We start from the raw sequence: 22,413 nt of genomic DNA, 5'->3' as shown, positions 1-22,413 counted from the left end.
TCACCCCCGCGACATCCGCTGGGGCTTTCCTCCGGGCTTTCGTTCTGTTCTTGCGTTTCCAACTCTACCAGATCATTTCCGCGCCGTTTCCGGCAGTGGATTTGAATTCGGCGGCCGTTGGGGGCCTTTGTCTTTCGGCGTTCCACCACTTTAGCGCTTATCCCTTGCGGCTCATAATCGAGCCACTGGCCGGGAATTCGGGCATGCCGAATAGGACCCCGCCAGGGGTAAGTCGTAGGTGTGGGTTGGCCGCTCTGGGTGTCTGCCAAAAGCAGTGACCCGTTCAAGCGGCTCGGGCTACGTTAGGCGTCCGGCAAGGGCGAGTCAAGTTGAGCGGCGGCGTGGTGCGTGGGCGCGGTACGGGCTCACCGTCGGGTCGTCGGTGAGCCAGAAGCGGTACGGATGTCCCGCGCCGGCGCCGGCCACTCCCGTGCGCGGTCCGCTGCTGACCAGGTCCGCCGAGGTCGGGGTGCCGGTGAGGAGGGACAAGGGGGAATCCGGGCCCGCGCAGAGGTCGGTGCCGTCGAGGGAGCGGTCCACGTCCAGGGCTGTGGCCAGGCGGGCCGGTCCCTTTGCCAGCTCTCTCGAGTTTCTGGCTGAAACTCGACGTTTGGCGGCCAGCTCGGCGCCCACCGTGACCTCGCCCGCGCGCAGCAGCACCCCGCTCGCGTGGCCCGGCGGGCCGCACACCAGGTTGAGGCTGAACCACATGCCGTAGATGAAGTAGACGTACGCGTGTCCGGGAGGACCGAACATCGATGCGTTGCGGGCGGTGCGGCCGCGGTAGGCGTGCGAGCCGGGGTCGGACTCGCCCTCGTAGGCCTCGACCTCCGTGATGCGCAGTTCGAGGGGGCCGTCCGCGGTACGGCGGACGAGGGTGCGGCCGAGGAGGTCCGGAGCCACGGTGAGGACCGGGCGGTCGAAGAAAGACCTGGGCAGGGGCGTACGGTCAAGTCGCGCGCTCATCCGGTCGAGCGTAGTGGAACGCGTCCACCTGCAACCGGGACCTAGTGTTCCGCGTTGGTAAGGGGTAGTCGCGGCGTAGTCGCCAGATCCTTCAAGGGGAGTTAGAGCATGGGCTTCAAGAAGCTGTTCGCGAGCCTGGGTGCCGGTGGTGCTTCGGTGGACACCATCATCACCGAGCCGAACGTCGTGCCGGGCGGGATCGTCCAGGGCGAGGTACGGATCCAGGGCGGATCCGTGGAGCAGCAGATCGAGGGGCTGTCCGTCGGACTGCAGGCACGGGTCGAGGTCGAGGGCGGTGACCAGGAGTACAAGCAGGACATCGTCTTCACCAAGCAGCGTCTGGGCGGTGCCTTCAAGGTGCAGGCGGGCGCGCTGCACGTGGTTCCCTTCGGGCTGGAGATCCCGTGGGAGACGCCGATCACCCACTTCGGGGGTCAGCACCTGCACGGGATGAACATCGGGGTCAGCACCGAGCTGGAGATCGCGCGTGCGGTGGACGCCGGCGACCTCGACGCGATCAACGTGCACCCGGTGCCGGCGCAGCAGGCGATCCTCGATGCCTTCCGGCAGCTCGGCTTCACCTTCCGCAGTGCGGACATGGAGCGCGGGCACATCCGCGGGACGCGGCAGTCGCTGCCGTTCTACCAGGAGATCGAGTTCCTGCCGCCGTCGCAGTACCGCGGTCTGCACCAGGTCGAGCTCACCTTCATCTCCGACGGCCGGGAGATGGACGTCGTTCTGGAGATGGACAAGAAGCCCGGCCTGTTCACCGAGGGCAGTGACACCTACCGGTGCTTCCAGGTGGGTCTGCAGTCGTACCAGGACACGGACTGGGCGGCCTACCTGAACCAGTGGATCGCTTCGGTGGGTTCGCAGCGCAACTGGTTCTAGCCGGTTCTAGGCTCGGACCCGTATTGGCCGGCGATCAGGAGGGTCAGCAGTGACCGAGCAGAGCAGGGCGCCTCTTCCGCACGACTTCCACCCCGAGGTGCACGCCTTCACCGTGACGAGCGAGGACCTCGAACCCGGTGCCGATCTGGGTGAGGCGCAGGTGCACTCGGGTGGGAACGTCTCGCCGCAGTTGCGGTGGGAGGGTTTCCCGGAGGGGACCGAGAGCTTCGCAGTGACGTGCTTCGACCCGGACGCGCCCACGGGCAGCGGGTTCTGGCACTGGGTTCTCTTCGATCTGCCGGCATCGGTCACCGAGCTGCCGGCGGGTGCGGGCAGCGGGAAGTTCGAGGGGCTGCCGGCCGGGGCCGTGCACGTGCGCAACGACTACGGGTCCAGGGACTTCGGCGGGGCGGCTCCGCCGGCCGGGGAGCGGCACCGCTACGTGTTCACCGTGTACGCGGTGGATCAGGCGAAGCTCGGCCCCGGGGCGGATGTCTCGCCCGCCGTGGTCGGCTTCAATCTGCGTTTCCACACGTTGGGGCGGGCCCAGTTGATCGGTGAGTACGAGGCGCCCGTCGGCTGATCGTTCTCCGAGCGTTTGCCCGGTCCTGGTCTAAAGAAGGCCAGGACCGGGCATTTTTATTGCGTTGTCCCGCGTGGCGGGCGCGGCCAGAGTGGTTGCAGGCCCTGCCGCCGGTGTGGTCGCGGGCCTGCACACGGGAGGTGGGCGAGATGCGGGACACGCTGGTGCTGAATGCGAGCTTCGAGCCGCTGTCGACGGTGACCCTGAACCGGGCTGTGGTCCTGGTGCTCCAGGACAAGGCCGTCGTCGAGCAGTCGCACCCCGAGCTGCGTGTGCGCGCGGCCACCATGGATCTTCCGATGCCCCGGGTGATCAGGCTCTGCCGGTACGTCCGGGTGCCCTTCCGAAGACATGCTCCCTGGTCGCGGAGGGGGGTGCTGGTCCGGGACCAGCACCGTTGCGCGTACTGCGGGAAGCGCGCGACGACCGTGGACCACGTACTGCCGCGGGCCCAGGGGGGTGGGGACACCTGGTTGAACACGGTGGCCTCCTGCGCCGAGGACAACCACCGCAAGGCGGCGCGGACCCCGGAGGAGGCGGGGATGCCTCTGCTCCGGAGGCCGTTCGTGCCGTCGCCCGCCGAGGCGATGCTGCTGGCCCTGGGGGTGGCCGGGCGGGAGGCCCTCCCCGAGTGGCTGGAGCGTTCCGCCTAGGCGGATGGCCTCGTTTCCCTCTGTTCGGTGGACTCGGATGCGTTGAGCGGCGTAGGTGGTCTACGTCGCTCAGCTGATGAGCAGCTGGACGATGGCGAGGATGCCGACCGTCACGATGATCGCGCGCAGGACGGTCGGTGAGAGGCGGCGGCCGACCTTCGCGCCGATCTGCCCGCCGATGGTGGAGCCGACGGCGATGAGGAGCACGGCCGTCCAGTCGAACTCGGCGACGAACAGGAAGACCACGGCCGCGACGCCGTTCACCAGGGCGGCCAGGACGTTCTTGACGGCGTTGATGCGTTGCAGGTCCTCGCGAAGCAGCAGGCCCATCAGGCCGAGGTAGAGCACGCCCTGGGCGGCGCCGAAGTAGCCTCCGTACGCGCTGGCGAGCAGCATGCCGCCGAGCAGGGCCGGTCCGCCGTCGGGGTGGCCGGTGTCGCCTCCGGCGGCTTCCTGGCGTCGGCGCAGTGCGGCGGCGAGGCGGGGCTGGAGGACGACGAGGACGAGGGCCAGCCCGATCAGGACGGGCACGATCGTGTCGAAGGACTCGGACGGCAGGGTGAGGAGCAGGATCGCTCCCGCGAGTCCGCCGACGAGGGACACGGAGCCGAGTCGCAGGATGCGGGCGCGCTGGCCCTGGAGTTCCTTGCGGTAGCCGATGGCTCCGCTGATGGAACCGGGCACCAGGCCGAGGGTGTTGGACACGTTGGCGGTGACCGGGGGGAGGCCGGTGGCGAGCAGCACCGGGAAGGTGATCAGGGTGCCGGAGCCGACGATGGTGTTGATCGTGCCCGCGCCGATGCCGGCGGCGAGGACCGCGAGTGATTCCCAGATGGACATGGACTGTGCCATCCCCTTTGCATGAGTGAGTCGCCTCCCCGCCATGAAGGTCGAGGGGCCTCACTGATCATGCAGGAAGGGGTGGCGGTTCAGTCGATGGGGGGCTGTTCGCGGCGGTCCGCGCCGTCCTTGTCCCGCGCGGCCGGAATGCCGCCGCCGTCCTTTCCGGTGTTCCCCGGGTTGAAGCCGGAACCGCCGCCCATGGGGCCGAAGTTGCCCATGGCGCCGGAGAGTCCCTTGAGGGCGTCGCCGATCTCGCTCGGCACGATCCAGAGCTTGTTGGCGTCGCCCTCGGCGATCTTCGGGAGCATCTGGAGGTACTGGTAGGCGAGGAGCTTCTGGTCGGCGTCACCGGCGTGGATGGACTCGAAGACCGTACGGATGGCCTGTGCCTCGCCCTCGGCGCGCAGTGCGGCGGCCTTGGCGTCACCCTCGGCCCGGAGGATGGAGGACTGCTTCTCACCCTCGGCGCGCAGGATCTCGGACTGCCGGACGCCTTCGGCCTGGAGGATCGCGGCGCGCTTGTCGCGGTCGGCGCGCATCTGCTTCTCCATCGAGTCCTGGATGGAGGTCGGCGGCTCGATGGCCTTGAGCTCGACGCGGTTGACGCGGATGCCCCACTTGCCGGTCGCCTCGTCGAGGACGCCGCGCAGGGCCGCGTTGATCTCCTCGCGGGAGGTGAGGGTCCGCTCCAGGTCCATGCCACCGATGATGTTGCGCAGTGTGGTGACGGTGAGCTGCTCGATGGCCTGGATGTAGCTGGCCACTTCGTAGGTCGCGGCCCGCGCGTCGGTCACCTGGTAGTAGATGACGGTGTCGATGTTGACGACCAGGTTGTCCTGGGTGATGACGGGCTGCGGCGGGAACGGGACGACCTGTTCGCGGAGGTCGATCCGGTTGCGGATGGAGTCGATGAACGGGACGACGATGTTGAGGCCCGCGTTGAGGGTGCGGGTGTAGCGGCCGAACCGCTCGACGATGGCGGCGCTGGCCTGCGGGATCACCTGGATCGTCTTGACCAGTGCGATGAAGACCAGAACCACCAGAATGATCAGGACGATGATGATCGGTTGCATGCGGTTCCCCGTGCCCTTCCTGCTGTCTGTGCTGCCCCGTTGATCGGAGTCTCGCAGACCTGAGGGCCGCGAGCAGGCTGCTTGTCACATCACGACGGCGGTCGCCCCGTCGATCTCCACGACGTCGACGGACTGGCCGGGCTCGAAGCTGGTGTCCGTGTCGAGGGTGCGCGCGGACCAGACCTCGCCGGCGAGCTTGATGCGGCCGCCGCTGCCGTCGACCCGTTCCAGGACGACTGCGGTTCTGCCCCTCAATGCGTCGATGCCGCTGCGGTGTTGGGGGCGCTGGTCGCGGTGCCGGTTGGCGATGGGCCGTACGACGGCGATGAGCGCGACCGACACGATGACGAAGACCAGGACCTGGGCCACCACTCCCCCGCCGAGGGCAGCCGTGACGGCGGCCGCGACCGCGCCGACTGCGAACATGCCGAACTCCGGCATGGCGGTCAGGACGAGGGGGATGCCCAGTCCGACCGCGCCGATGAGCCACCACACCCACGCGTCGATGTCCACATGGTCATGGTAGGTCGGGTGGGCGCGGTCGGGACAGGGTGCGGGAGCACGTGAGCGACGGGCCCGGCCGACGGCCTAACCGAGGGGCAGGCCCTGGGCGGTCCAGCGGTCGGTCCCGTTGCGCTCGACGACCAGCGGGAGGCCGAAGCAGAGGGAGAGGTTGCGGGAGGTGAGTTCGAGGTCGATCGGGCCCGCGGTGACGACCTTGCCCTGACGGATCATCAGGACGTGGGTGAAGCCGGGGGCGATCTCCTCGACGTGGTGCGTGACCATGACCATCGACGGGGCGAGCGGGTCGCGGGCCAGGCGGCCGAGTCGGCGTACGAGGTCCTCGCGGCCGCCGAGATCCAGACCGGCGGCGGGCTCGTCGAGGAGCAGGAGCTCGGGGTCGGTCATCAGCGCGCGGGCGATCAGGGTGCGCTTGCGCTCGCCCTCGGAGAGGGTGCCGAACTTGCGGTCGAGGTACTCGGTCATGCCCAGACGGTCGAGGAAGGCGCGGGCGCGCTGCTCGTCGACGTCCTCGTACTCCTCCTGCCAGGTCGCCGTCATGCCGTAGGCGGCGGTGAGGACGGTCTGCAGGACGGTCTGCCGCTTGGGCAGCTTGTCGGCCATCGCGATGCCCGCGACACCGATGCGGGGGCGCAGCTCGAACACGTCCACCTTGCCGAGGGTGCTGCCGAGGATGGTGGCGCTGCCCTTGGTGGGGAAGAGGTAGCTGGAGGCGAGGTTCAGCAGTGTGGTCTTGCCGGCGCCGTTGGGGCCGAGGATCACCCAGCGCTCCCCCTCCTTCACCGACCAGGAGACCTGGTCCACCAGAGCCCGGCCCTCGCGGACCACGGATACGTCCACCAGCTCCAGAACATCGCTCATGAGCGTGTTGTCACCCCTTGCAGTCACGGTTCTCTGTGCGCCGGTAGACGCAGCCCCAGGGGAAAACCTACGCCACTCGGAGAGGGCTCCGGGGCCGGGGCCCGGTGCCGGGGCCGATCCGTAAAGTAGGGGGATGCTTTTCGAACCACGTTCAGGGCGGTTGGCCGCCTGGGGGAACGCACTGCTGGCCGGTCTGGCCTCGCCCGACGAGGCCGTGTTGTCGATCGTGGGCGAGGACGCCGTGCACCGGGTGGAGGGGCTGCCGGGTGAGTCGGGCCCCGTCGGGCTCACCCTGGCGCTCGGCCGGATGCGGGCACTGGGGGTGACGGGGCTGCGGGTGGCGCTGCCGGCGCCGGGCCATCCGCTGGGGCTGAGCGGCCCGCCGGAGTTCAATGCGCGGGCGCTGGAGGCGGAGGAGGCGGTCGTCGCGGTGGGTGCGGCGCTGGGTCTGGTGCCGGAGGTGTCCGAGGCCGGCCCGGCCGGGGACGTCCACGTGTCGGTGACCTGGCACGCACTGCCGGTACGGGAGGCCCCGCCGGCGGACGTGCCCTCGCTGAGCGAGGCGGAGCGGGAGCTTGCGGAGGCGCTGCGCGAGGCGACCGAGGTGCTGACCCGGCTGGATGTGGCGGGGTCGGGGCCGGTGGCGGAGGCGGCCCTGTCGGCGTACCGGGCGCGCGCGGAGGCCGGGCGGGAAGCGCTGGCGCCGGGGTATCCGGCCCGGGCGGTGCGGGTGCTGGCGCTGGCGCAGCGGGTGGACCTGATGGTGTCGCTGGCGCAGGAGAACGGGCACGGGGGCGCGGTGGCCGCCTCGGAGATGGCGGCGCGGGCGGAGGCGCTGCGGCCGGTCGAGCGGGTCGCTCGGCGGGCGCTCGTGGCGGCGTACAACTCGGCCGTTGAGGCGCGCGAGCGGGGGTGAGCCGCTGTGCTGCGCGGGCGGGGCCGGTGGCCCCGGCTGCGCCGGGCTTTGTGGGGCTCCGCCCCACACCCCGCGCCTCGAACGTCGGCGGGGCTGGATGCGGCTCAGCATTCGGCCCCGCTTCCCAGGGAGAGGTGGGGAAGCGGGGCCGAAGGGGTGGGGCAGGGGGTCAGGCGTTCACGCCGGTGTTGCCGAAGGCGCCGTTGAGCAGGCCGATCACGTTGACGGTGTTGCCGACCACGTTCACGGGGATGTGCACGGGGACCTGGACCTGGTTCCCGGAGGCCACGCCGGGCGAGTTCAGGGCCTCGCCCTCCGCCGACGCACCGCCGTGCGCCGAGGAGACACCGGCGCCGGCGGCGAGGAGGCCGCCCGCGATCATGGTGACGGCTGCGGCCTTCTTGAAGTTCTTCACGTTCTCGTCCTCCAGTACGTCTGCCGCGACCAGCCGCCGCGGCACGCATGGAAGAACGGCCGGCCCTGCGATCCGGATACGCCATGTGGGCTACATACACCCGACCGTATGAATCTCAGTCCGGACCGAGACGATCCGATATGCCGTCGATTACTCGGTGATTCCGTGCCTGACCGCCCACAATGCGGCCTGGGTCCGGTCGGAAAGGTCCAACTTCATCAGGATGTTCGAGACGTGGGTCTTGACCGTCTTCTCGGAGAGGACCAGGGCGCGGGCGATCTCGCGGTTGGAGCGGCCGTCGGCGATCAGGCCCAGGACCTCGCGTTCCCGGTCGGTCAGTGAGCCCGGCCGGCCCGCCGGGGAACCCTGCTCGTCCTGGGAGAGCAGGGCCACCGCCACCTCCGGCTGGAGCAGGACGTGGCCCGCGTGGACGGAGCGGATGGCCCCGGCCAGTGCGTCGGGGTCGATGTCCTTGTAGACGTATCCCGCCGCTCCGGCCCGCAGGGCCGGGACCACGGTCCGCTGCTCCGTGAAGCTGGTGACGATCAGCACCCGCGCCGGGTTCGCCAGCTCGCGCAGCCTGCGCAGCGCCTCGATGCCGTCCGTGCCCGGCATCTTGATGTCCATCAGGATCACGTCGGGCCGCAGCTCCTCGGCGCGGACGATGCCCTCCTCGCCGTCGGAGGCCTCGCCGACCACCTCGATGTCCTCCTGGACCTCGAGGAAGGTGCGCAGGCCCCGCCGGACCACCTGGTGGTCGTCGACCAGCAGTACGCGAATACCGTTGCCGCCGCTGCGGCCGGTGCTGTCAGCCACCGGGGACCTCCATCTCGATCGTGGTGCCCCGACCGGGCTCCGAGTGCACGGTGAGCCGGCCGCCGACGCCGCTCGCGCGGTCCCGCATGGAGACCAGACCCAGGTGCCGGCCCGCCCGGCGGACGGTCCGGGGGTCGAAGCCCTTGCCGGTGTCCAGGACCTTGAGGACCGCGCCGCCTGCGGGCGTCCGGCTCAGGGTGACCTCGACGCGGTCGCCGCCCGAGTGGCGCAGGGCGTTGTGCAGGGCCTCCTGGGCGACGCGGAGCAGCGCTTCCTCCTGGGTCGCGGGCAGGGCCCGTACGCCGTCACAGGTGAAGGTGACGTGCGCGGCGTGGGCGCGGTCGAGTACGTGGACGTGCGTACGCAGGGTGGCGACGAGCCCGTCCTCGTCCAGGGCGGCCGGACGCAGCTCGGTCACGGCGGCGCGCAGTTCGTCGGCGGCCTCCGCGGCCAGGGCCGCCACCTGCTGGAGCTCGCCCTTGGCGCGGGCCGGGTCGCGGTCGACGAGGGCCGCGGCGGCCTGGGCGGTGAGGCGCAGCGAGAAGAGCTTCTGGCTGACGGCGTCGTGCAGCTCGTGGGCGAGCCGGGAGCGCTCCTCGGCGATGGTCAGCTCGCGGCTGCGCTCGTAGAGACGGGCGTTGGTGAGGGCGATCGCCGCGTGCTGGGCGAGGAGGGAGAGGAGTTCCTGGTCCTCGTCGGTGAAGCCCTGCCCACCGCCGGGGGCGCCGGGACGCTTGTTCGCCAGGAAGAGCGCGGCGAGGGTCTCCTCGCCGTCGCGCACGGGCATGCCGAGGAAGTCGGACATCTCCGGGTGGGCGGACGGCCAGCCCTCGAAGCGCGGGTCCTCGCGTACGTCGGCCAGCCGCTCGGGGCCCGCGTCGTGGAGCATCGCGGCGAGGATGCCGTGCTGGCGCGGCAGCGGGCCGATGCTGCGCCATTGCTCGGGGCTGATGCCGTCCACGACGAACTGGGCGAAGCCGCCGTGGTCGTCCGGGACGCCCAGGGCCGCGTACTCGGCGTCCAGGAGTTCGCGGGCGGACGCGACGATCGTGCGCAGGACGTCGCGGACCTCCAGCCGCCGGCTCATGGCGAGCAGCGCGGTGCTCACGGCGGCCAGGCCGCTGGGGGGCCCGCCGTGCGGGGGGCTACCGGTCATGGCCTCACCGTACCCGGGGCCGTGACCTGCGGGATCGGGCCGTGGACGTAGGTCCAAGGGATGTGCGGGGGTGGGGCTCGCGGCCGACGCGGCGGGGGGTGGGCCGTTCCTAGGTTGGGGGCATCTGCTGATCGGTACGGAAGGCGAGGGTGCTGTCATGTCGGTGGCGATCGTGACGGGGGCGTCGAGGGGGCTCGGCCGGGCGCTGGCCGGGGAGCTGGCGGCGCGCGGATGGGACCTGGTGCTGAGCGCACGGGGCGCGGCGGCGCTGGAGGAGGCCGCGGCCGGGCTGGAGCGGGCGGCCGGGGTGAGGGTGGTGGCGGTGGCCGGGGACGTGTCCTCGGCGGGGCACCGGGCCGCGCTGGTGGCGTCCGCGCGGGAGCTGGGTGGGCTGGACCTGCTGGTGAACAACGCGGGGGTGCTCGGGGCGGAGCCGTTGGTGGTTCTGGCGGACCATGCGCTGGACGGGTTGCGCGAGGCCTTCGAGGTCAATGTGGTGGGGCCGCTGGGGCTGGTCCAGGAGGGGCTGTCGCTGTTGCGGGCGGCGGAGGCCGGGGCGGTTCTGAACATCAGCTCGGACGCGGCGGTGTCGGCGTACGCGACGTGGGGGGCGTACGGGGCGACCAAGGCGGCGGGGGATCTGGTGTCGGCCGTGCTGGCGGTGGAGGAGCCGGAGCTGCGGGTGTGGTGGGCGGACCCGGGTTCGATGCGGACGCGCATGATGGCGGCTGCCGAGCCGGGCGAGGACCTGGCGGGGCTGCCGACGCCGCAGGAGGTGGCGCCGGCCCTGCTGCAGCTGGTGGAGCGGGGGCTGCCGAGCGGGCGGTACACGGCGCAGGAGCTGGCGGCGGGAGCGGCGGTCCCCGGGGCGGGAGCGGGGCCGGCCTCGGGGGCGGCCTCGGGGGTTGCGGGGGCCAGCCGGTGAGCGGGTATCGGTCCCTTCGAGAAGAGGGACTGTATATAACGGACATTCCCCCGCATTTGGTGGCCCGGATTCCGGCCGAGCAGCGCGGGCCCGGCCTGGGGCGGGATGCCGTACGCCTCCTGGTGTCCCGGGGCAGCGAGCAGGTGTCGCTGCACGCCTTCCGGGAGCTGCCGGGGCTGCTGCGGGCCGGGGACGTCCTGGTGGTGAACACCTCGGCCACGCTGGCAGCCGCCGTGGATGCCCGGCTGGGCCGCGAGGACCTGGTGGTGCACTTCTCGACCCGGGGTGACGACGGCCGCTGGGCGGTGGAGCTGCGCACCCCGGCCGGCGGGGGCACGACCCGACCGCACGCCGGGGGGCCGGCCGGGGCGGTGGCGGAGCTGCCGGACGGGGGCCGGCTCGTCCTGGAGGAGCCGCTGGCCGCGGGCGCGGACCGGCTGTGGTGGGCGCGGCCCCGACCCGGGCCGTACGAGGTGCCGGCGCTGCTGCGGGCGCACGGGCGGCCGATCCGGTACGCCTACACGGAGCGGGACCAGCCGCTCTCGGCCCATCAGACGGTGTTCGCGGTGCCGGCCGCCGACGGGGCGGGCTCCGCGGAGATGCCGAGTGCGGGCCGGCCCTTCACGGCGGAGCTGGTGGCGCGGCTGGTGAGCCGGGGGGTGCAGTTCGCCCCGCTGGTCCTGCACACGGGGGTGGCCTCGCAGGAGGCGCACGAGCCGCCGTACCCGGAACGGTACGAGGTGTCGCCCACGACGGCGGGGCTGGTGAACGCCGCACGGGCCGGAGGGGGGAGGGTGATCGCGGTGGGCACCACGGCGGTACGGGCCCTGGAGTCGGCCGCGGACGAAGCGGGGCGGGTGCGCCCGGCCGCCGGGTGGACCGATCTGGTGGTGACCCCGGAGCGCGGGGTGCGGGTCGTGGACGGGCTGCTGACCGGGCTGCACGAGCCGGGGGCGTCCCATCTGCTGATGCTGGAGGCGGTCGCAGGGCGGGCCGCCGTACGGCTCGGGTATGCCGAAGCGGTGGCCCGTGAATGCCTTTGGCACGAGTTCGGGGACATTCACCTGCTACTCAAGGATGAGAGCAGTAACCATTCGCATTGCTGACGCAACGCACGGTGAAACCGTTGCGTGCCCGATGTGACCCCGCACATAGGACCCACATCACTTACGAAGCTCCCTAGTGGACACATAAAGACCCCATCAGCACTGTCCCACCTAGCGCCGGGGCCCGAAATCGGGCCTCGGCGCCCGCGCGTGATCCACTAAGCGGGATCGTACGTCACACCTTTGCCACAAGTTTTTGCCGCCGCTAAGAATTGCTCCCGTCGCACAGCACCGCGGATCCCCGGATCCACAAAGCGCCTTCCTGCGACTCCCGCTATTCGAAGAGGTTGCCCGCCATGTCTGCTTCCCGCACCCCTGGTCACAGTCGTCTGACGAAGGCGCACAAGCTGTCCATCGCCGGTGTCGCCACGCTGAGCGCCGCCGCCGTCGCCTTCTCCCTGGTCCCGGCCGACACCGCCGAGGCCGAGACGGTCACCGCCGCCCCCGTCGCCTGGACCCAGGTCGTCAACGGTGCGCAGACCAAGGCGCTGCACGGGCACCTCTCCGCACAGCAGGTCATCGCCACCGCCAACGCGAAGGCCGCCGCCGCCAAGGCGAAGGCCAAGGCCGACGCCGATGCCAAGGCCAAGGCCGCGGCCGCCGCGAAGAAGGCCCGCGAGGACAAGGCGGCCGCCAGCCGGTCCGCCGCCCGCACCCCGGTCTTCGCGAACAACCTCGACGGTTGGATCAAGGAAGCCCTCTTCATCATGAAGAAGGAGGGCATTCCGGGCACCTACGCCGGAATCCACAAGAACGTGATGCGCGAGTCCAGCGGCAACCCGATGGCGATCAACAACTGGGACATCAACGCCCAGAACGGTATCCCCAGCAAGGGTCTGCTCCAGGTCATCTACCCGACCTTCAAGGCGTACCACGTCAAGGGCACCAAGTTCGACCAGTACGACCCGGTCGCCAACATCGTCGCCGCCTGCAACTACGCGGCCGACCGCTACGGCTCCATGGACAACGTCAACAGCGCCTACTAGGCCCTGGGCGTACCCGAGCCCCCATGCGCCTCAGGGCGGCACCCGGACTTCCGGATGCCGCCCTGAGGCGTTTGTCGTGTTCAGTTGTTGTTGTCGTCGTGCGTGCGGTGTCCCCGCCCGCGTCCTACTTGCCGGCGCGCATGACCTCGGGCTCGTGGCGGCGCAGCAGGCGCTGCACCAGGAAGCCGCAGGCGATGCCGAGGAGCAGCAGAACGGTGATGTTCAGGCTCCACTGGCCGACCGTGGCGTCCCAGAGCGGGTCGGTGTTGGTCGGGTTGTCGCGGTCCCACGGCGGCATGAGCTTGCCGAGGTTCAGCGTGGTGCCGGCGGCGGCGACGGCCCAGCGGGACGGCATCAGCCAGGCGAACTGCTCCAGGCCCGGCGAGTCGTAGACCTGGAAGAGGATGCCGGTGAAGACGACCTGGACGATCGCGAACATGACCAGCAGCGGCATGGTCTTCTCGGCGGTCTTCACCAGCGAGGAGATCACCAGGCCGAACATCATCGAGGTGAAGCCGAGCGCGATGACCGACACGCAGAGCTCGACGGCCGGCGGCATCAGCAGGCCCTCGGCGGGCAGGTCGCGCGGGAAGAAGCCGATCCCGCAGATGATCACGCCCTGGATGGCCGTGATGACACCGAGGACGATCACCTTCGACATGAGGTACGCCGACCGGGACAGGCCGGTCGCGCGCTCACGTTCGTAGATGACGCGTTCCTTGATCAGCTCACGGACCGAGTTCGCGGCGCCCGAGAAGCACATGCCGACCGCGAGGATCAGCATGATCGTGCCTGCGTCGCCGTTGAACTGGGACGGGGGCGTCGGGGGCGCGAGGCCGAAGGTCGCCGGGATGACCGTCGAGACCACACCGAGGACCGCGGGCAGGATCAGCATCAGGCCGAGGAAGCCCCGGTCGGAGGCGATCACCGACACGTAGCGGCGGATCAGCGTGAAGAGCTGGGAGCCCCAGCCCTGCGGCTTCGGCGGGCGCATCTGCTGGGCCGGGGGCATCGCGACGGACTGCGGGGCGACCGCGTCGATGTCGGCGGCGTACAGCTGGTAGTGCTGCGAGCCCTTCCAGCGGCCGGCCCAGTCGTAGTCGCGGTAGTTCTCGAAGGACGAGAACACGTCCGCCCACGTGGTGTAGCCGAAGAAGTTCAGCGCCTCGTCCGGCGGGCCGAAGTACGCGACCGATCCGCCCGGGGCCATGACCAGCAGCTTGTCGCAGATGGCCAGCTCGGCGACCGAGTGGGTGACGACGAGGACCGTGCGGCCGTCGTCGGCGAGGCCGCGCAGCAGCTGCATGACGTCGCGGTCCATGCCCGGGTCGAGGCCCGAGGTCGGCTCGTCCAGGAAGATCAGCGAGGGCTTGGTGAGCAGCTCCAGGGCCACGGACACGCGCTTGCGCTGACCACCCGAGAGCGCGGTGATCTTCTTGTCCTTGTGGATGTCGAGCTTGAGCTCGCGCAGTACCTCGTCGATACGGGCGGCGCGCTCGGACTCGGCGGTGTCGCCGGGGAAGCGGAGCTTGGCCGCGTACTTGAGGGCCGTGCTGACCTTCAGCTCCTTGTGCAGGATGTCGTCCTGCGGGACCAGGCCGATGCGCTGGCGGAGCTCCGCGAACTGCTTGTACAGGTTGCGGTTGTCGTAGAGGACGTCGCCCTGGTCGGCCGGCCGGTACCCGGTCAGCGCCTTGAGCAGGGTGGACTTGCCGGAACCCGAGGGTCCGATGACGCCGATCAGCGACTTCTCCGGGACGCCGAAGGTGACGTCCTTGAGGATCTGCTTGCCGCCGTCGACCGTGACCGTGAGGTGGCGGGCCGAGAAGGAGACCTCGCCGGTGTCGACGAACTCCTCGAGGCGGTCGCCGACGATCCGGAACGTCGAGTGTCCGACGCCGACGATGTCGTTCGGACCGAGCAGCACGGTGCCGGACTTCGGCAGCGGCTGGCCGTTGACGTAGGTGCCGTTGTGGCTGCCGAGGTCGTGGATCTCGAAGCGGCCGCCGGGCATCGAGCGGAACTCGGCGTGGTGGCGGGAGACCTGGAGGTCGGAGACCACCAGCTCGTTCTCCAGCGCACGGCCGATCCGCATGACGTGGCCCAGCGAGAGCTGGTGGAACGTCGTCGGGCTGCGGTCGCCGTAGGCCGGGGCGCCGCCCTGCGCCGGGCGGGCCGCGGCGGCGCCACCCTGCTGGTGCGGGAGGTGGACCTGCGGCTGCTGCGGCTGCTGCTGCGCGTGCTGCTGCTGTTCCCAGGCCTGGTGCTGGGGCTGCTGCTGCGGGGCCTGGTAGGCCGGGGCCTGCGGCTGGGCGTACGCCTGGGCCGGGTTCTGCTGCGCCTGCTGTGCCACGGCGGGCTGCGGCGCGGCGGCGGCGGTCAGGTTCAGCCGCGGGCCGTCGGTCGCGTTGCCCAAGTGGACCGGCGTGCCGGGCACGAGCTCGGTCTGCTGGACCCTGGCCCCGTGCACATAGGTGCCGTTGGTGCTGCCGTGGTCCTCGATGCCCCAACCCCGGCCGTTCCAGGTGATGGTGGCATGCCGCCACGACACCCGGGCATCGTCGATCACCACGTCTCCCTGGGGGTCGCGCCCCAGCGAGTACGACCTGGACGGATCGAGCGTCCAGGTCCTTCCGTTCAATTCCAGTACGAGTTCCGGCACTCCAGCCCCACTTAAGTCCCCCGAGAATCCCCCATGACGTCAGGGAGTCTAGGGATGGCGAACATCCGGGGGAACTATTTCAGGCCCACAGCCGTATGTGGAATCCGGGCCTTGCCAGGGCGTCTACGACGGCCCGTTGACGGGGTCGAAAATCACCCGGAGAGTGAGATACGGGACTTCTCGCCCGGTGGTCCCGTCGCGTACCGCTCGGTAGGCATCGGGGGTTCACCGCATGCGCCGCATTCGCTGGGGAGACGTGCTGCTGTCCGCCGTCGCCGCCGTGGGCTGGTCCCTGATCGTGATGGCGGGAGTGGCCGGGCTCGGACTGCACCTGCTGGGCGCCGACGCCGCGGGAGGTTCGCTCGGGGCGATGGCGGCGGCCGCGGTGGTCCTCGCGGTCGGTGGAACCGTGACCCCCTCCGGTGACGTCTCGGTCCTCGGAGCGGTCGGGGCGGGCGCCGAAACCTCCCTGGACGTCATGCCCTTGGGGGTGTCACTGGCCGGGGCGCTGGTTCTGGCGCACCTGTTCCTGCGTTCGCTGCGGGCCGGGGCGGGGCACGGGGAGACGGCGGCCAGGGCTGCGGCTCTCGCCGCGCTGTTCGTCGCGACGGCGGGCGGTCTGGCGTGGGCCGGGCACGACGTGGTCACCCTCGACGGGACGGCGGCGCTGCCGAAGGCCCCGGCGAAGGTGGAGATTCCGGGGATCGGGGACATCGGCGGGCTGCTCCCGGACCGCATCGGGGATCTGATCGAGACCCGGACCCGAGTGGGGTTCTCGGTGGAGCTGGAGGCGACCCTGCTGGGCTCAGGGGTGTGGGTGCTCGCCGTACTGGCGGTCGCGCTGCTGGTCTCGCGGCGCGGGCCGGCGGCCCTGGCCCGGCTGCGCCCGGCCGCCTCGGCAGTGGTGGCGATGCTGTTGGTGGCGGTGGCGGCCGGGTGGGCCGCGGCGGTGTGGGCGGCGCTGGGCGACGACCACCCGCGGCGGGTGCTGGGCGGTGCGCTGCTGGGGGCGCCGAACGGGAGCGCCCTGGGGGTACTGCTGGGGCTGTTCGTGCCGCTGCGCGGAGGAGCCACGGGGGCGCCGGCCCGGTTGCTGCCCGATCCGCTGGACGAGCTGCTGGCGGCTTCCGCGCGGGAGCCGCTGACGGTGGCCCGCCTCGCGGAGTACGACGAGCGGGTCTGGCTGCTGGTCGCGGGGGTGACCCTGCTGCTGCTTTACGCGGGCGTGCTGGCGGCCGTACGGACTCCGGGGCGCCCGATCGCGGGGTGCGCGGCCCGGCTGTCGGCCGTGACCGCGGTGACGGCGGCTGTGCTGGTGTGGCTGACGGGGTTCTCGGCCAACGCCTCGCTCGCGGTGCTGGGCGTGGACGCGGTGGACGCGGGGGTCGAGCTGCGGGGGTCCCTTCCCCTCGCCCTCGTGCTGGGCGCGGTCTGGGGTGCGGCGGCCGGGGCGGCGGGTGCGGCCCTGGTTCCCGAGCGGCGGGCGGCCCTCCCGGGCCGGGCCGGCGAGCCGGGACCCGCCCGGGGGTGGCCCGACCCCGGGGCGCCGACGGCCGCGTACCCCGGGGCCCCGCCGTCCGGCGGGCCCGTGCGCGGCCCGCGGCCCGGAGCCGGCGGGGAGGCGGACGGCTCGTGGGACGTGACGGTGACCGGCGTTCCGCCGTGGTCTCCCGGGCCGCCGAAGCCTCCGCGCCGGGAGCCCTTCACGCCGCCTCCCCCGCCGGGAGCGCCGCCCCCGCCCCGGCCTCCGGCGCCGCCGCGGTGAGCCCGGGCCCGTCCGCTGCGCGGAGCCGTCCCCTACCCGCCCTTCCACCGTTCCCTGGGGCTCCGCCCCACCCCGCGCCTCAAACGCCGGCGGGGCTGGATTTCCGGCCCGTCCGGCGTTTGAGGACCGGGGTTCGGGGCGGAGCCCCGGTCCTCAAGGCCACGCCGGGGTTCAAGACGTGGGACGGGGGTCCTGGGGTCCGGTTCGGGAAGATACGGTGAGGGCACCATGAGCGCATCGCAGACCTCCGACGTCCCCACCCTCCTCGTCAAGATCTTCGGCAAGGACCGTCCCGGGATCACCGCCGGGCTGTTCGACACCCTCGCCGCCTACTCCGTCGATGTCGTCGACATCGAGCAGGTCGTCACCCGTGGCCGCATCGTCCTGTGCGCCCTCGTCACCAAGCCCTCCGGCGGCGCCGAGGGCGACCTGCGTGCCACCGTCCACAGCTGGGCCGAGTCCCTCAAGATGCAGGCCGAGATCCTCTCCGGTACCGGTGACAACCGGCCGCGCGGCAGCGGCCGCTCGCATGTCACCGTGCTCGGGCACCCGCTCACCGCCGAGTCGACGGCCGCCATCGCCGCCCGGATCACCGCGACCGGCGGCAACATCGACCGTATCTTCCGCCTCGCCAAGTACCCGGTGACGGCAGTGGAGTTCGCCGTCTCCGGCGTCGAGACCGAGCCGCTGCGCACCGCGCTGGCCACGGCTTCCGCGCACATCGGCGTGGATGTGGCCGTGGTCTCTGCCGGGTTGCACCGCCGGGCCCAGCGTCTGGTCGTCATGGACGTGGACTCGACCCTCATCCAGGACGAGGTCATCGAGCTGTTCGCCGCGCACGCCGGGTGCGAGGCGGAAGTCGCAGCCGTCACCGAGCGGGCCATGCGCGGCGAGCTGGACTTCGAGCAGTCGCTGCACGCCCGGGTGGCGCTGCTGGCGGGCCTGGACGCTTCCGTCGTGGACAAGGTGCGCGCCGAGGTGCAGCTGACGCCGGGCGCCCGGACCCTGATCCGCACGCTCAAGCGGCTGGGCTACCAGGTGGGTGTGGTATCCGGCGGCTTCACCCAGGTGACGGACGATCTGCGGGAGCGGCTGGGGCTGGACTTCGCCTCCGCCAACACCCTGGAGATCGTCGACGGAAAGCTGACCGGCAAGGTCACCGGCGAGATCGTGGACCGGGCGGGGAAGGCTCGGCTGCTGCGCCGTTTCGCCGCGGAGGCCGACGTACCGCTGTCCCAGACGGTGGCCATCGGTGACGGCGCCAACGACCTGGACATGCTGAACGCGGCCGGGCTGGGTGTGGCTTTCAATGCCAAGCCGGTGGTCCGCGAGGCCGCGCACACCGCGGTGAACGTGCCGTTCCTCGACGCGGTGCTGTACCTGCTCGGGATCACCCGCGAGGAGATCGAGGCCGCCGACCTGGCCTGATCCCCACGAGCACCGCCGGGCCCCGGCAGCCGTCTCGGCTGCCGGGGCCCGTTCGCGCTGGTGGGGTCTTCGAGGGTGGCGGGGCCCCGGTCAGAGGCCCTTGGGGGTCCAGTAGTCGAGCAGTGTGCCCACTCCGTGCTCGACGGACTTCCACGATCCGGTGAAGGAGACCACGGCGAGGGCCGCGGTCGGGAAACCCGTACGGGTCATCCGCGCCAGGGTGTCGTCCTCCGCGCGCCCCGAAAGGGCGTCGGCGAGGGCGTGCATGCCGGGGTTGTGCCCGATGACGAGGAGGTCGGAGACCTCGTCGGAGGTCTCGTTGAGCAGGGCGATGAGCTCGCCCAGCGAGGCGTCGTAGAGCCTCTCCTCGTAGTGGGTCTTCGGCCGGTGCGGCATCTCCTGGACGGCGAGCTTCCAGGTCTCGCGGGTGCGGGCGGCGGTGGAGCACAGGGCCAGGTCGAAGACGATGCCGGTTTCGGCGAGCTTCAGACCGACGGCCGGCGCGTCCTTGCGGCCTCGTTCCGCGAGCGGGCGATCGTGGTCGGACACCTCGGGCCAGTCGGCCTTGGCGTGCCGGAGGAGGGCGATCCTGCGGGGTGTGTCGGCGCTCATGACTCCCAGCTTCGCACGAAACGAGCCATGGGGCGCAGGGTGTTGAGGGGCTCACCCCCCAGGTAGGGGGCGCGGGAGGTCAGGCAACGGCGCGCAGGAGGTGTTCGGCGACCTGGACCAGGCCGGAGACCTCGCCGGTGGCCGCGTGGGCCTCGCCGGATCCGGCGAGGAGCAGCAGCAGGAGCCCGAAGGCGAGGGCGGGCAGGGCCAGTGCCCACCAGTGCAGCCGGGTGCCGGCGCCGGTGGCGGCGCGGGCCCGGGGGCCGGACGGGCCCGGGGGGAGGGGCCTGATGTGCATGGGGGCCGACATGGCCGCCTCCGAGGGTGTGGACCGGACTGACTCGCTGCCTACGAATCTATGGATCCGGGCCAGTGGTTCCCATCCGGGGCACACCCCACTTCACCCTGAGCCTGGCCCCCTAGGGGTGGTGGGGTTAGCCCCACCCTCCCGCCGGAGGACCGGGCTCACGGGGAGGCGATCGTGGCGATCACGGAGATGATCACGGTCACGGCGAGGAACGCGCCGAGCACGAGGCCGAGCTTCTTGCGGCCGTTCTGCGGGTTCGGTTCAAGTACGGGCGACATGCCGGTCAGTCTCGCATGCCGCATTCGTCCTCGATCGTGCGGTCCCGTCCGGCCCGGATGCCCAGCACGATCTGCGGCACGAGGAGTCCGGCCATCAGGGCGAGCGGCAGGTCCCAGCCGCCGCTGTGCTGGTAGAGGGCGCCGATGACGAGGGGGCCGGGGATGGAGATGAGGTAGCCGGTGCTCTGGGCGAAGGCGGAGAGCTTGACCACGCCGGCCGGGGACTTGGCGCGCAGCCCGATGAGGGTGATGACGAGGGGGAAGGCGCAGTTGGAGATGCCGAGCAGGAGCGCCCACGCCCAGGCTCCGGCGGCGGGGGCGAAGTAGAGGCCGAGGTAGCCGACGAGGCCGAAGACGCCGAGGGTGACGGCGATGGCGCCCTGGTTCTTCATCCGGGCGGCCAGGCCCGGGATGACGAAGGCGAGCGGGACGCCCATGACCATGGTGACGGCGAGGAGCACGCCGGCGGTGGAGGCGGAGACCCCGGCGTCGCGGAAGATCTGCGGGAGCCAGCCCATGGTGATGTACGCACCGGTGGCCTGGAGGCCGAAGTAGCAGGCCAGGGCCCAGGCGGTGCGGCTGCGGACGACGCGCGGTCCGGTGCCGGCGCCCGCGGCGGCCCCCGCGCCGGACCCGGCAGCGGCGGCGGCCGCGGCGGTCTCGGCCCGGTCGGCGCGCCGGGAGGCGCGGGCGACGGGCAGCCACGGCAGTACGGCGGCCAGGGCGAGCACGGCCCAGACCAGCAGGCCGGTGCGCCAACTACCGCCGAGGGCGGCGGTCAGCGGGACGGTCGCGGCGGCGGCGAGGGAGGTGCCGGCGGCCAGGGACATGGAGTACAGGCCGGTCATGGTGCCGACCCGGTCCGGGAAGTAGCGCTTGACGATCACCGGGAGCAGCACGTTGGTGAGGGCTATGCCGGCCAGTGACAGGGCGCTGGCCGCCAGGAACCCGGCGGCGCCGGTGGCGAAGGGGCGGATCAGCAGTCCGGTGGCGACGGCGGCCATGCCGGCGCAGACGACGGCGGCCGGGCCGAAGCGGCGGGAGAGCCGGGGCGCGGTGACGCCGAAGACGGCGAAGCAGAGGGCGGGGACCGAGGTGATCAGTCCGGCGACGGTGCCGCTCATGCCGAGCCCCGTGCGGGTCTCCTCGAAGAGGGCTCCGAGGCTGGTGATGGCGGGCCGCAGGTTGAGGGCGGCCAGCACGATTCCGACGATGAGCACCGGGCCGAGCCAGGCCGGGGTGACCTGGGTGGGGGCGGGAGGCTGCCGGTCAGGGGTGGTGCGCACGACCGCCGTGCGGTTCATGGTCTGGATTTCTTCGTCGGACATTGAACCATCATAGAATCATGGGATGATTGGTTGTCCAGTCGCTCTCGAGAGGAACCCATGCCGCTGACCTCGCCCCGGCGCTCCGCACTCGTCGATCAGGTGATCGCCCAGCTGCGGAACCAGATCACTTCGGGCGAGTGGCCGGTCGGCGCCCGCATCCCGACCGAGCCTGAGCTGGTCGAGCTGCTCGGCGTCGCCCGCAACACGGTGCGCGAGGCCGTCCGGGCGTTGGCGCACAACGGCCTCCTCGACATCCGGCAGGGCTCGGGCACGTACGTCATCGCCACCAGCGAGCTGGCCGGCGTCATGCACCGCCGCTTCGCCGGGGCCGAGCCGCGCCACATCGCCGAGCTGCGTTCGACCCTGGAGTCCTCGGCTGCCCGGCTGGCGGCGGAGCGGCGCACCGAGCGGGACCTCGTGCAGCTGGATGCCCTGCTGGCGCGCCGCGAGGAGGCCTGGGCGAGCGGGGACGCGGAGCTCTTCGTGGCGGCGGACGTGAGTCTGCACATGGCGGTGGTGACCGCCTCGCACAACGACGTACTGATCGAGCTGTACGCGGACCTCGGCGATCTGGTGGCCGACTGGCTGCGGACGGACGTGGGTACCGAGCTGCACCCGTCCGCCCATCTGGACCACGCCCGGCTGATCGAGGCGATCCGGCGGGGCGACGGGGACGCGGCGGCCTCGGAGGCGGCGGGCTACCCCTTCGCCTGTCTCGGCAAGGAGGCTCAGGGCCGGTGAGCGCGGGAGCGACCGCTCACGGGCGCCGGTGGCTGACCCAGGCCGAGCGGACCTCTTTCCAGCAGCGGCCGACGAGCTCGGCCCGGCCGGCCGGGCCGACGGCCACGGCGCCCCCGTCCCCGTCCACGTCCCACCAGCGGTCGCACTCGACGTGCAGCCGTACGAGGTCGGTCGCCGGGTAGGCGTTGTGGCAGTTCGCCGTCACCTGCGAGCCCTGGATCACGGTGTCGCAGTCCGCCCCGAAGAGTTCACCCCCGGCGGGCCGTGCGGGCTGCGCGGGCGGTTCGGCGGGGATCTCGGCGAGCTCCACGACGGCCGGGGCCGCCGACTCGGGGCCGGGTGCGGGCTCGCCCTCCGGGGGCTGCGCGGCCGCTCCGGGGACCAGGAGTCCGGTCAGAATCACGGATGTGACCAGCACGGATACCGCTCGGCTCGGTCTCGCGCGCACTCCTACCTCCTCCCCGCAGGAGCCGAGAAGATCCCGGCCAGGTCAGTTTGCAGGCATCCGTCCTGGTTTTCGACTCGGGAAGATCCGGTCGGCCGGTGAACATGCGATCGAGCGCGCCGCCGCGGAACGCGA

24 protein-coding genes are annotated in these 22,413 nt (G+C 71.6%); 10 read left to right on the top strand and 14 right to left on the bottom strand.

From position 1 onward, the window contains the following. Nucleotides 1–324 precede the first annotated feature (324 nt). Nucleotides 325–966 (bottom strand): DNA-3-methyladenine glycosylase, encoded by a 642-nt coding sequence (locus IE257_RS35070; RefSeq protein WP_189973881.1) that lies wholly within the window; start codon nucleotides 964–966, stop codon nucleotides 325–327. Between the two features lie 108 nt (nucleotides 967–1,074). Between IE257_RS35070 and IE257_RS35065 the strand changes: the two genes are divergently transcribed. The 3 genes from IE257_RS35065 to IE257_RS35055 all read left to right on the top strand — a co-directional run bounded on the left by IE257_RS35065 (nucleotide 1,075) and on the right by IE257_RS35055 (nucleotide 3,093). Next, complete coding sequence (locus tag IE257_RS35065; protein ID WP_052877036.1) at nucleotides 1,075–1,857, top strand: sporulation protein; 783 nt, start codon at nucleotides 1,075–1,077, stop codon at nucleotides 1,855–1,857. Between the two features lie 49 nt (nucleotides 1,858–1,906). Further along, entirely contained in the window at nucleotides 1,907–2,440 is a 534-nt protein-coding gene (locus IE257_RS35060; RefSeq protein ID WP_189973880.1) for a YbhB/YbcL family Raf kinase inhibitor-like protein, read from the top strand. A 149-nt stretch (nucleotides 2,441–2,589) separates the two neighbouring features. After that, nucleotides 2,590–3,093, top strand: a complete 504-nt coding sequence (locus IE257_RS35055; protein ID WP_052877037.1) for an HNH endonuclease — start codon at nucleotides 2,590–2,592, stop codon at nucleotides 3,091–3,093. Between the two features lie 69 nt (nucleotides 3,094–3,162). Here IE257_RS35055 and IE257_RS35050 read toward each other — a convergent pair whose 3' ends face one another. The 4 genes from IE257_RS35050 to IE257_RS35035 all read right to left on the bottom strand — a co-directional run bounded on the left by IE257_RS35050 (nucleotide 3,163) and on the right by IE257_RS35035 (nucleotide 6,392). Continuing rightward, nucleotides 3,163–3,933, bottom strand: coding sequence for a sulfite exporter TauE/SafE family protein (locus tag IE257_RS35050; RefSeq protein ID WP_189973879.1), 771 nt, complete (start codon nucleotides 3,931–3,933; stop codon nucleotides 3,163–3,165). An 89-nt stretch (nucleotides 3,934–4,022) separates the two neighbouring features. After that, nucleotides 4,023–5,009, bottom strand: a complete 987-nt coding sequence (locus IE257_RS35045) for an SPFH domain-containing protein (RefSeq protein ID WP_030386458.1) — start codon at nucleotides 5,007–5,009, stop codon at nucleotides 4,023–4,025. Nucleotides 5,010–5,093: 84 nt separating this feature from the next. After that, nucleotides 5,094–5,522, bottom strand: coding sequence for an NfeD family protein (locus IE257_RS35040; RefSeq protein WP_189973878.1), 429 nt, complete (start codon nucleotides 5,520–5,522; stop codon nucleotides 5,094–5,096). A gap of 75 nt (nucleotides 5,523–5,597) precedes the next feature. After that, nucleotides 5,598–6,392, bottom strand: coding sequence for an ABC transporter ATP-binding protein (locus IE257_RS35035; RefSeq protein WP_030720092.1), 795 nt, complete (start codon nucleotides 6,390–6,392; stop codon nucleotides 5,598–5,600). Between the two features lie 133 nt (nucleotides 6,393–6,525). Here IE257_RS35035 and IE257_RS35030 point away from each other — a divergent pair, with 133 nt between their 5' ends. Continuing rightward, nucleotides 6,526–7,308 carry an Rv1486c family protein gene (locus tag IE257_RS35030; protein ID WP_189973877.1) on the top strand — a complete coding sequence of 261 codons (783 nt, stop codon included), beginning with the start codon at nucleotides 6,526–6,528 and terminating at the stop codon, nucleotides 7,306–7,308. 169 nt (nucleotides 7,309–7,477) lie between these two features. On the opposite strand, the gene IE257_RS35025 is transcribed toward IE257_RS35030, so the two are convergent. The 3 genes from IE257_RS35025 to IE257_RS35015 form a co-directional block, all read right to left on the bottom strand. Next, nucleotides 7,478–7,723 (bottom strand): chaplin, encoded by a 246-nt coding sequence (locus IE257_RS35025; protein ID WP_030386462.1) that lies wholly within the window; start codon nucleotides 7,721–7,723, stop codon nucleotides 7,478–7,480. Nucleotides 7,724–7,873: 150 nt separating this feature from the next. Next, nucleotides 7,874–8,539: a response regulator gene (locus IE257_RS35020; RefSeq protein WP_189973876.1), complete on the bottom strand. Its 666-nt coding sequence runs from the start codon at nucleotides 8,537–8,539 to the stop codon at nucleotides 7,874–7,876. Further along, the gene (locus tag IE257_RS35015; RefSeq protein WP_189973875.1) at nucleotides 8,532–9,695 is read right to left on the bottom strand and encodes a GAF domain-containing sensor histidine kinase; all 1,164 of its coding nucleotides are present in this window, start codon (nucleotides 9,693–9,695) and stop codon (nucleotides 8,532–8,534) included. Before IE257_RS35015 ends, IE257_RS35020 begins: the two co-directional genes overlap by 8 nt. A 157-nt stretch (nucleotides 9,696–9,852) precedes the next feature. Here IE257_RS35015 and IE257_RS35010 point away from each other — a divergent pair, with 157 nt between their 5' ends. The 3 genes from IE257_RS35010 to IE257_RS35000 all read left to right on the top strand — a co-directional run bounded on the left by IE257_RS35010 (nucleotide 9,853) and on the right by IE257_RS35000 (nucleotide 12,712). Further along, nucleotides 9,853–10,620: an SDR family NAD(P)-dependent oxidoreductase gene (locus IE257_RS35010; protein WP_189973874.1), complete on the top strand. Its 768-nt coding sequence runs from the start codon at nucleotides 9,853–9,855 to the stop codon at nucleotides 10,618–10,620. Continuing rightward, nucleotides 10,617–11,726, top strand: coding sequence for an S-adenosylmethionine:tRNA ribosyltransferase-isomerase (locus IE257_RS35005; RefSeq protein ID WP_372453165.1), 1,110 nt, complete (start codon nucleotides 10,617–10,619; stop codon nucleotides 11,724–11,726). The genes IE257_RS35010 and IE257_RS35005 overlap by 4 nt, the downstream gene beginning before the upstream one ends. A 296-nt stretch (nucleotides 11,727–12,022) precedes the next feature. Continuing rightward, complete coding sequence (locus IE257_RS35000; RefSeq protein WP_189973873.1) at nucleotides 12,023–12,712, top strand: transglycosylase SLT domain-containing protein; 690 nt, start codon at nucleotides 12,023–12,025, stop codon at nucleotides 12,710–12,712. 124 nt (nucleotides 12,713–12,836) lie between these two features. Here IE257_RS35000 and IE257_RS34995 read toward each other — a convergent pair whose 3' ends face one another. Further along, nucleotides 12,837–15,374 carry an ABC transporter ATP-binding protein/permease gene (locus tag IE257_RS34995; RefSeq protein WP_189973872.1) on the bottom strand — a complete coding sequence of 846 codons (2,538 nt, stop codon included), beginning with the start codon at nucleotides 15,372–15,374 and terminating at the stop codon, nucleotides 12,837–12,839. A gap of 232 nt (nucleotides 15,375–15,606) precedes the next feature. Here IE257_RS34995 and IE257_RS34990 point away from each other — a divergent pair, with 232 nt between their 5' ends. After that, nucleotides 15,607–17,139, top strand: a complete 1,533-nt coding sequence (locus IE257_RS34990) for a streptophobe family protein (RefSeq protein WP_189973871.1) — start codon at nucleotides 15,607–15,609, stop codon at nucleotides 17,137–17,139. Between the two features lie 228 nt (nucleotides 17,140–17,367). Then, complete coding sequence (serB, locus tag IE257_RS34985) at nucleotides 17,368–18,567, top strand: phosphoserine phosphatase SerB (protein ID WP_189973870.1); 1,200 nt, start codon at nucleotides 17,368–17,370, stop codon at nucleotides 18,565–18,567. Between the two features lie 90 nt (nucleotides 18,568–18,657). Here the strand turns inward: serB and IE257_RS34980 are convergent, their stop codons facing one another. From IE257_RS34980 to IE257_RS34970, 4 genes are all read right to left on the bottom strand, one after another. Then, nucleotides 18,658–19,179: a SixA phosphatase family protein gene (locus IE257_RS34980; RefSeq protein WP_189973869.1), complete on the bottom strand. Its 522-nt coding sequence runs from the start codon at nucleotides 19,177–19,179 to the stop codon at nucleotides 18,658–18,660. Nucleotides 19,180–19,258: 79 nt separating this feature from the next. After that, nucleotides 19,259–19,489, bottom strand: a complete 231-nt coding sequence (locus IE257_RS34975) for a hypothetical protein (RefSeq protein WP_189973868.1) — start codon at nucleotides 19,487–19,489, stop codon at nucleotides 19,259–19,261. 155 nt (nucleotides 19,490–19,644) lie between these two features. Further along, a complete protein-coding gene (locus IE257_RS39040) occupies nucleotides 19,645–19,764 on the bottom strand; it encodes an SGM_5486 family transporter-associated protein (protein ID WP_252120216.1) in 120 nt (39 codons plus the stop codon). A 5-nt stretch (nucleotides 19,765–19,769) separates the two neighbouring features. Continuing rightward, nucleotides 19,770–21,092, bottom strand: coding sequence for a CynX/NimT family MFS transporter (locus IE257_RS34970; protein ID WP_189973867.1), 1,323 nt, complete (start codon nucleotides 21,090–21,092; stop codon nucleotides 19,770–19,772). Nucleotides 21,093–21,149: 57 nt separating this feature from the next. Here IE257_RS34970 and IE257_RS34965 point away from each other — a divergent pair, with 57 nt between their 5' ends. After that, a complete protein-coding gene (locus IE257_RS34965; RefSeq protein ID WP_189973866.1) occupies nucleotides 21,150–21,833 on the top strand; it encodes a FadR/GntR family transcriptional regulator in 684 nt (227 codons plus the stop codon). A gap of 16 nt (nucleotides 21,834–21,849) precedes the next feature. Here IE257_RS34965 and IE257_RS34960 read toward each other — a convergent pair whose 3' ends face one another. Continuing rightward, nucleotides 21,850–22,233, bottom strand: coding sequence for a hypothetical protein (locus IE257_RS34960; RefSeq protein WP_372453166.1), 384 nt, complete (start codon nucleotides 22,231–22,233; stop codon nucleotides 21,850–21,852). Nucleotides 22,234–22,413: the final 180 nt, after the last annotated feature.

This window comes from Streptomyces avidinii, from assembly GCF_014650695.1.
Lineage (GTDB): Bacteria > Actinomycetota > Actinomycetes > Streptomycetales > Streptomycetaceae > Streptomyces > Streptomyces avidinii.
This window is presented reverse-complemented; position numbering and strand designations above follow the sequence as displayed.

What these genes read in the sequence shown, in the direction of transcription:
- IE257_RS35070 (WP_189973881.1), bottom strand. Translation starts at nt 966, where the DNA reads ATGAGCGCGCGACTTGACCGTACGCCCCTGCCCAGGTCTTTCTTCGAC.
- IE257_RS35065 (WP_052877036.1), top strand. Translation starts at nt 1,075, where the DNA reads ATGGGCTTCAAGAAGCTGTTCGCGAGCCTGGGTGCCGGTGGTGCTTCG.
- IE257_RS35055 (WP_052877037.1), top strand. Translation starts at nt 2,590, where the DNA reads ATGCGGGACACGCTGGTGCTGAATGCGAGCTTCGAGCCGCTGTCGACG.
- IE257_RS35050 (WP_189973879.1), bottom strand. Translation starts at nt 3,933, where the DNA reads ATGTCCATCTGGGAATCACTCGCGGTCCTCGCCGCCGGCATCGGCGCG.
- IE257_RS35045 (WP_030386458.1), bottom strand. Translation starts at nt 5,009, where the DNA reads ATGCAACCGATCATCATCGTCCTGATCATTCTGGTGGTTCTGGTCTTC.
- IE257_RS35035 (WP_030720092.1), bottom strand. Translation starts at nt 6,392, where the DNA reads ATGAGCGATGTTCTGGAGCTGGTGGACGTATCCGTGGTCCGCGAGGGC.
- IE257_RS35030 (WP_189973877.1), top strand. Translation starts at nt 6,526, where the DNA reads ATGCTTTTCGAACCACGTTCAGGGCGGTTGGCCGCCTGGGGGAACGCA.
- IE257_RS35015 (WP_189973875.1), bottom strand. Translation starts at nt 9,695, where the DNA reads ATGACCGGTAGCCCCCCGCACGGCGGGCCCCCCAGCGGCCTGGCCGCC.
- IE257_RS35010 (WP_189973874.1), top strand. Translation starts at nt 9,853, where the DNA reads ATGTCGGTGGCGATCGTGACGGGGGCGTCGAGGGGGCTCGGCCGGGCG.
- IE257_RS35000 (WP_189973873.1), top strand. Translation starts at nt 12,023, where the DNA reads ATGTCTGCTTCCCGCACCCCTGGTCACAGTCGTCTGACGAAGGCGCAC.
- IE257_RS34990 (WP_189973871.1), top strand. Translation starts at nt 15,607, where the DNA reads ATGCGCCGCATTCGCTGGGGAGACGTGCTGCTGTCCGCCGTCGCCGCC.
- serB (WP_189973870.1), top strand. Translation starts at nt 17,368, where the DNA reads ATGAGCGCATCGCAGACCTCCGACGTCCCCACCCTCCTCGTCAAGATC.
- IE257_RS34980 (WP_189973869.1), bottom strand. Translation starts at nt 19,179, where the DNA reads ATGAGCGCCGACACACCCCGCAGGATCGCCCTCCTCCGGCACGCCAAG.
- IE257_RS34975 (WP_189973868.1), bottom strand. Translation starts at nt 19,489, where the DNA reads ATGTCGGCCCCCATGCACATCAGGCCCCTCCCCCCGGGCCCGTCCGGC.
- IE257_RS39040 (WP_252120216.1), bottom strand. Translation starts at nt 19,764, where the DNA reads ATGTCGCCCGTACTTGAACCGAACCCGCAGAACGGCCGCAAGAAGCTC.
- IE257_RS34970 (WP_189973867.1), bottom strand. Translation starts at nt 21,092, where the DNA reads ATGTCCGACGAAGAAATCCAGACCATGAACCGCACGGCGGTCGTGCGC.
- IE257_RS34965 (WP_189973866.1), top strand. Translation starts at nt 21,150, where the DNA reads ATGCCGCTGACCTCGCCCCGGCGCTCCGCACTCGTCGATCAGGTGATC.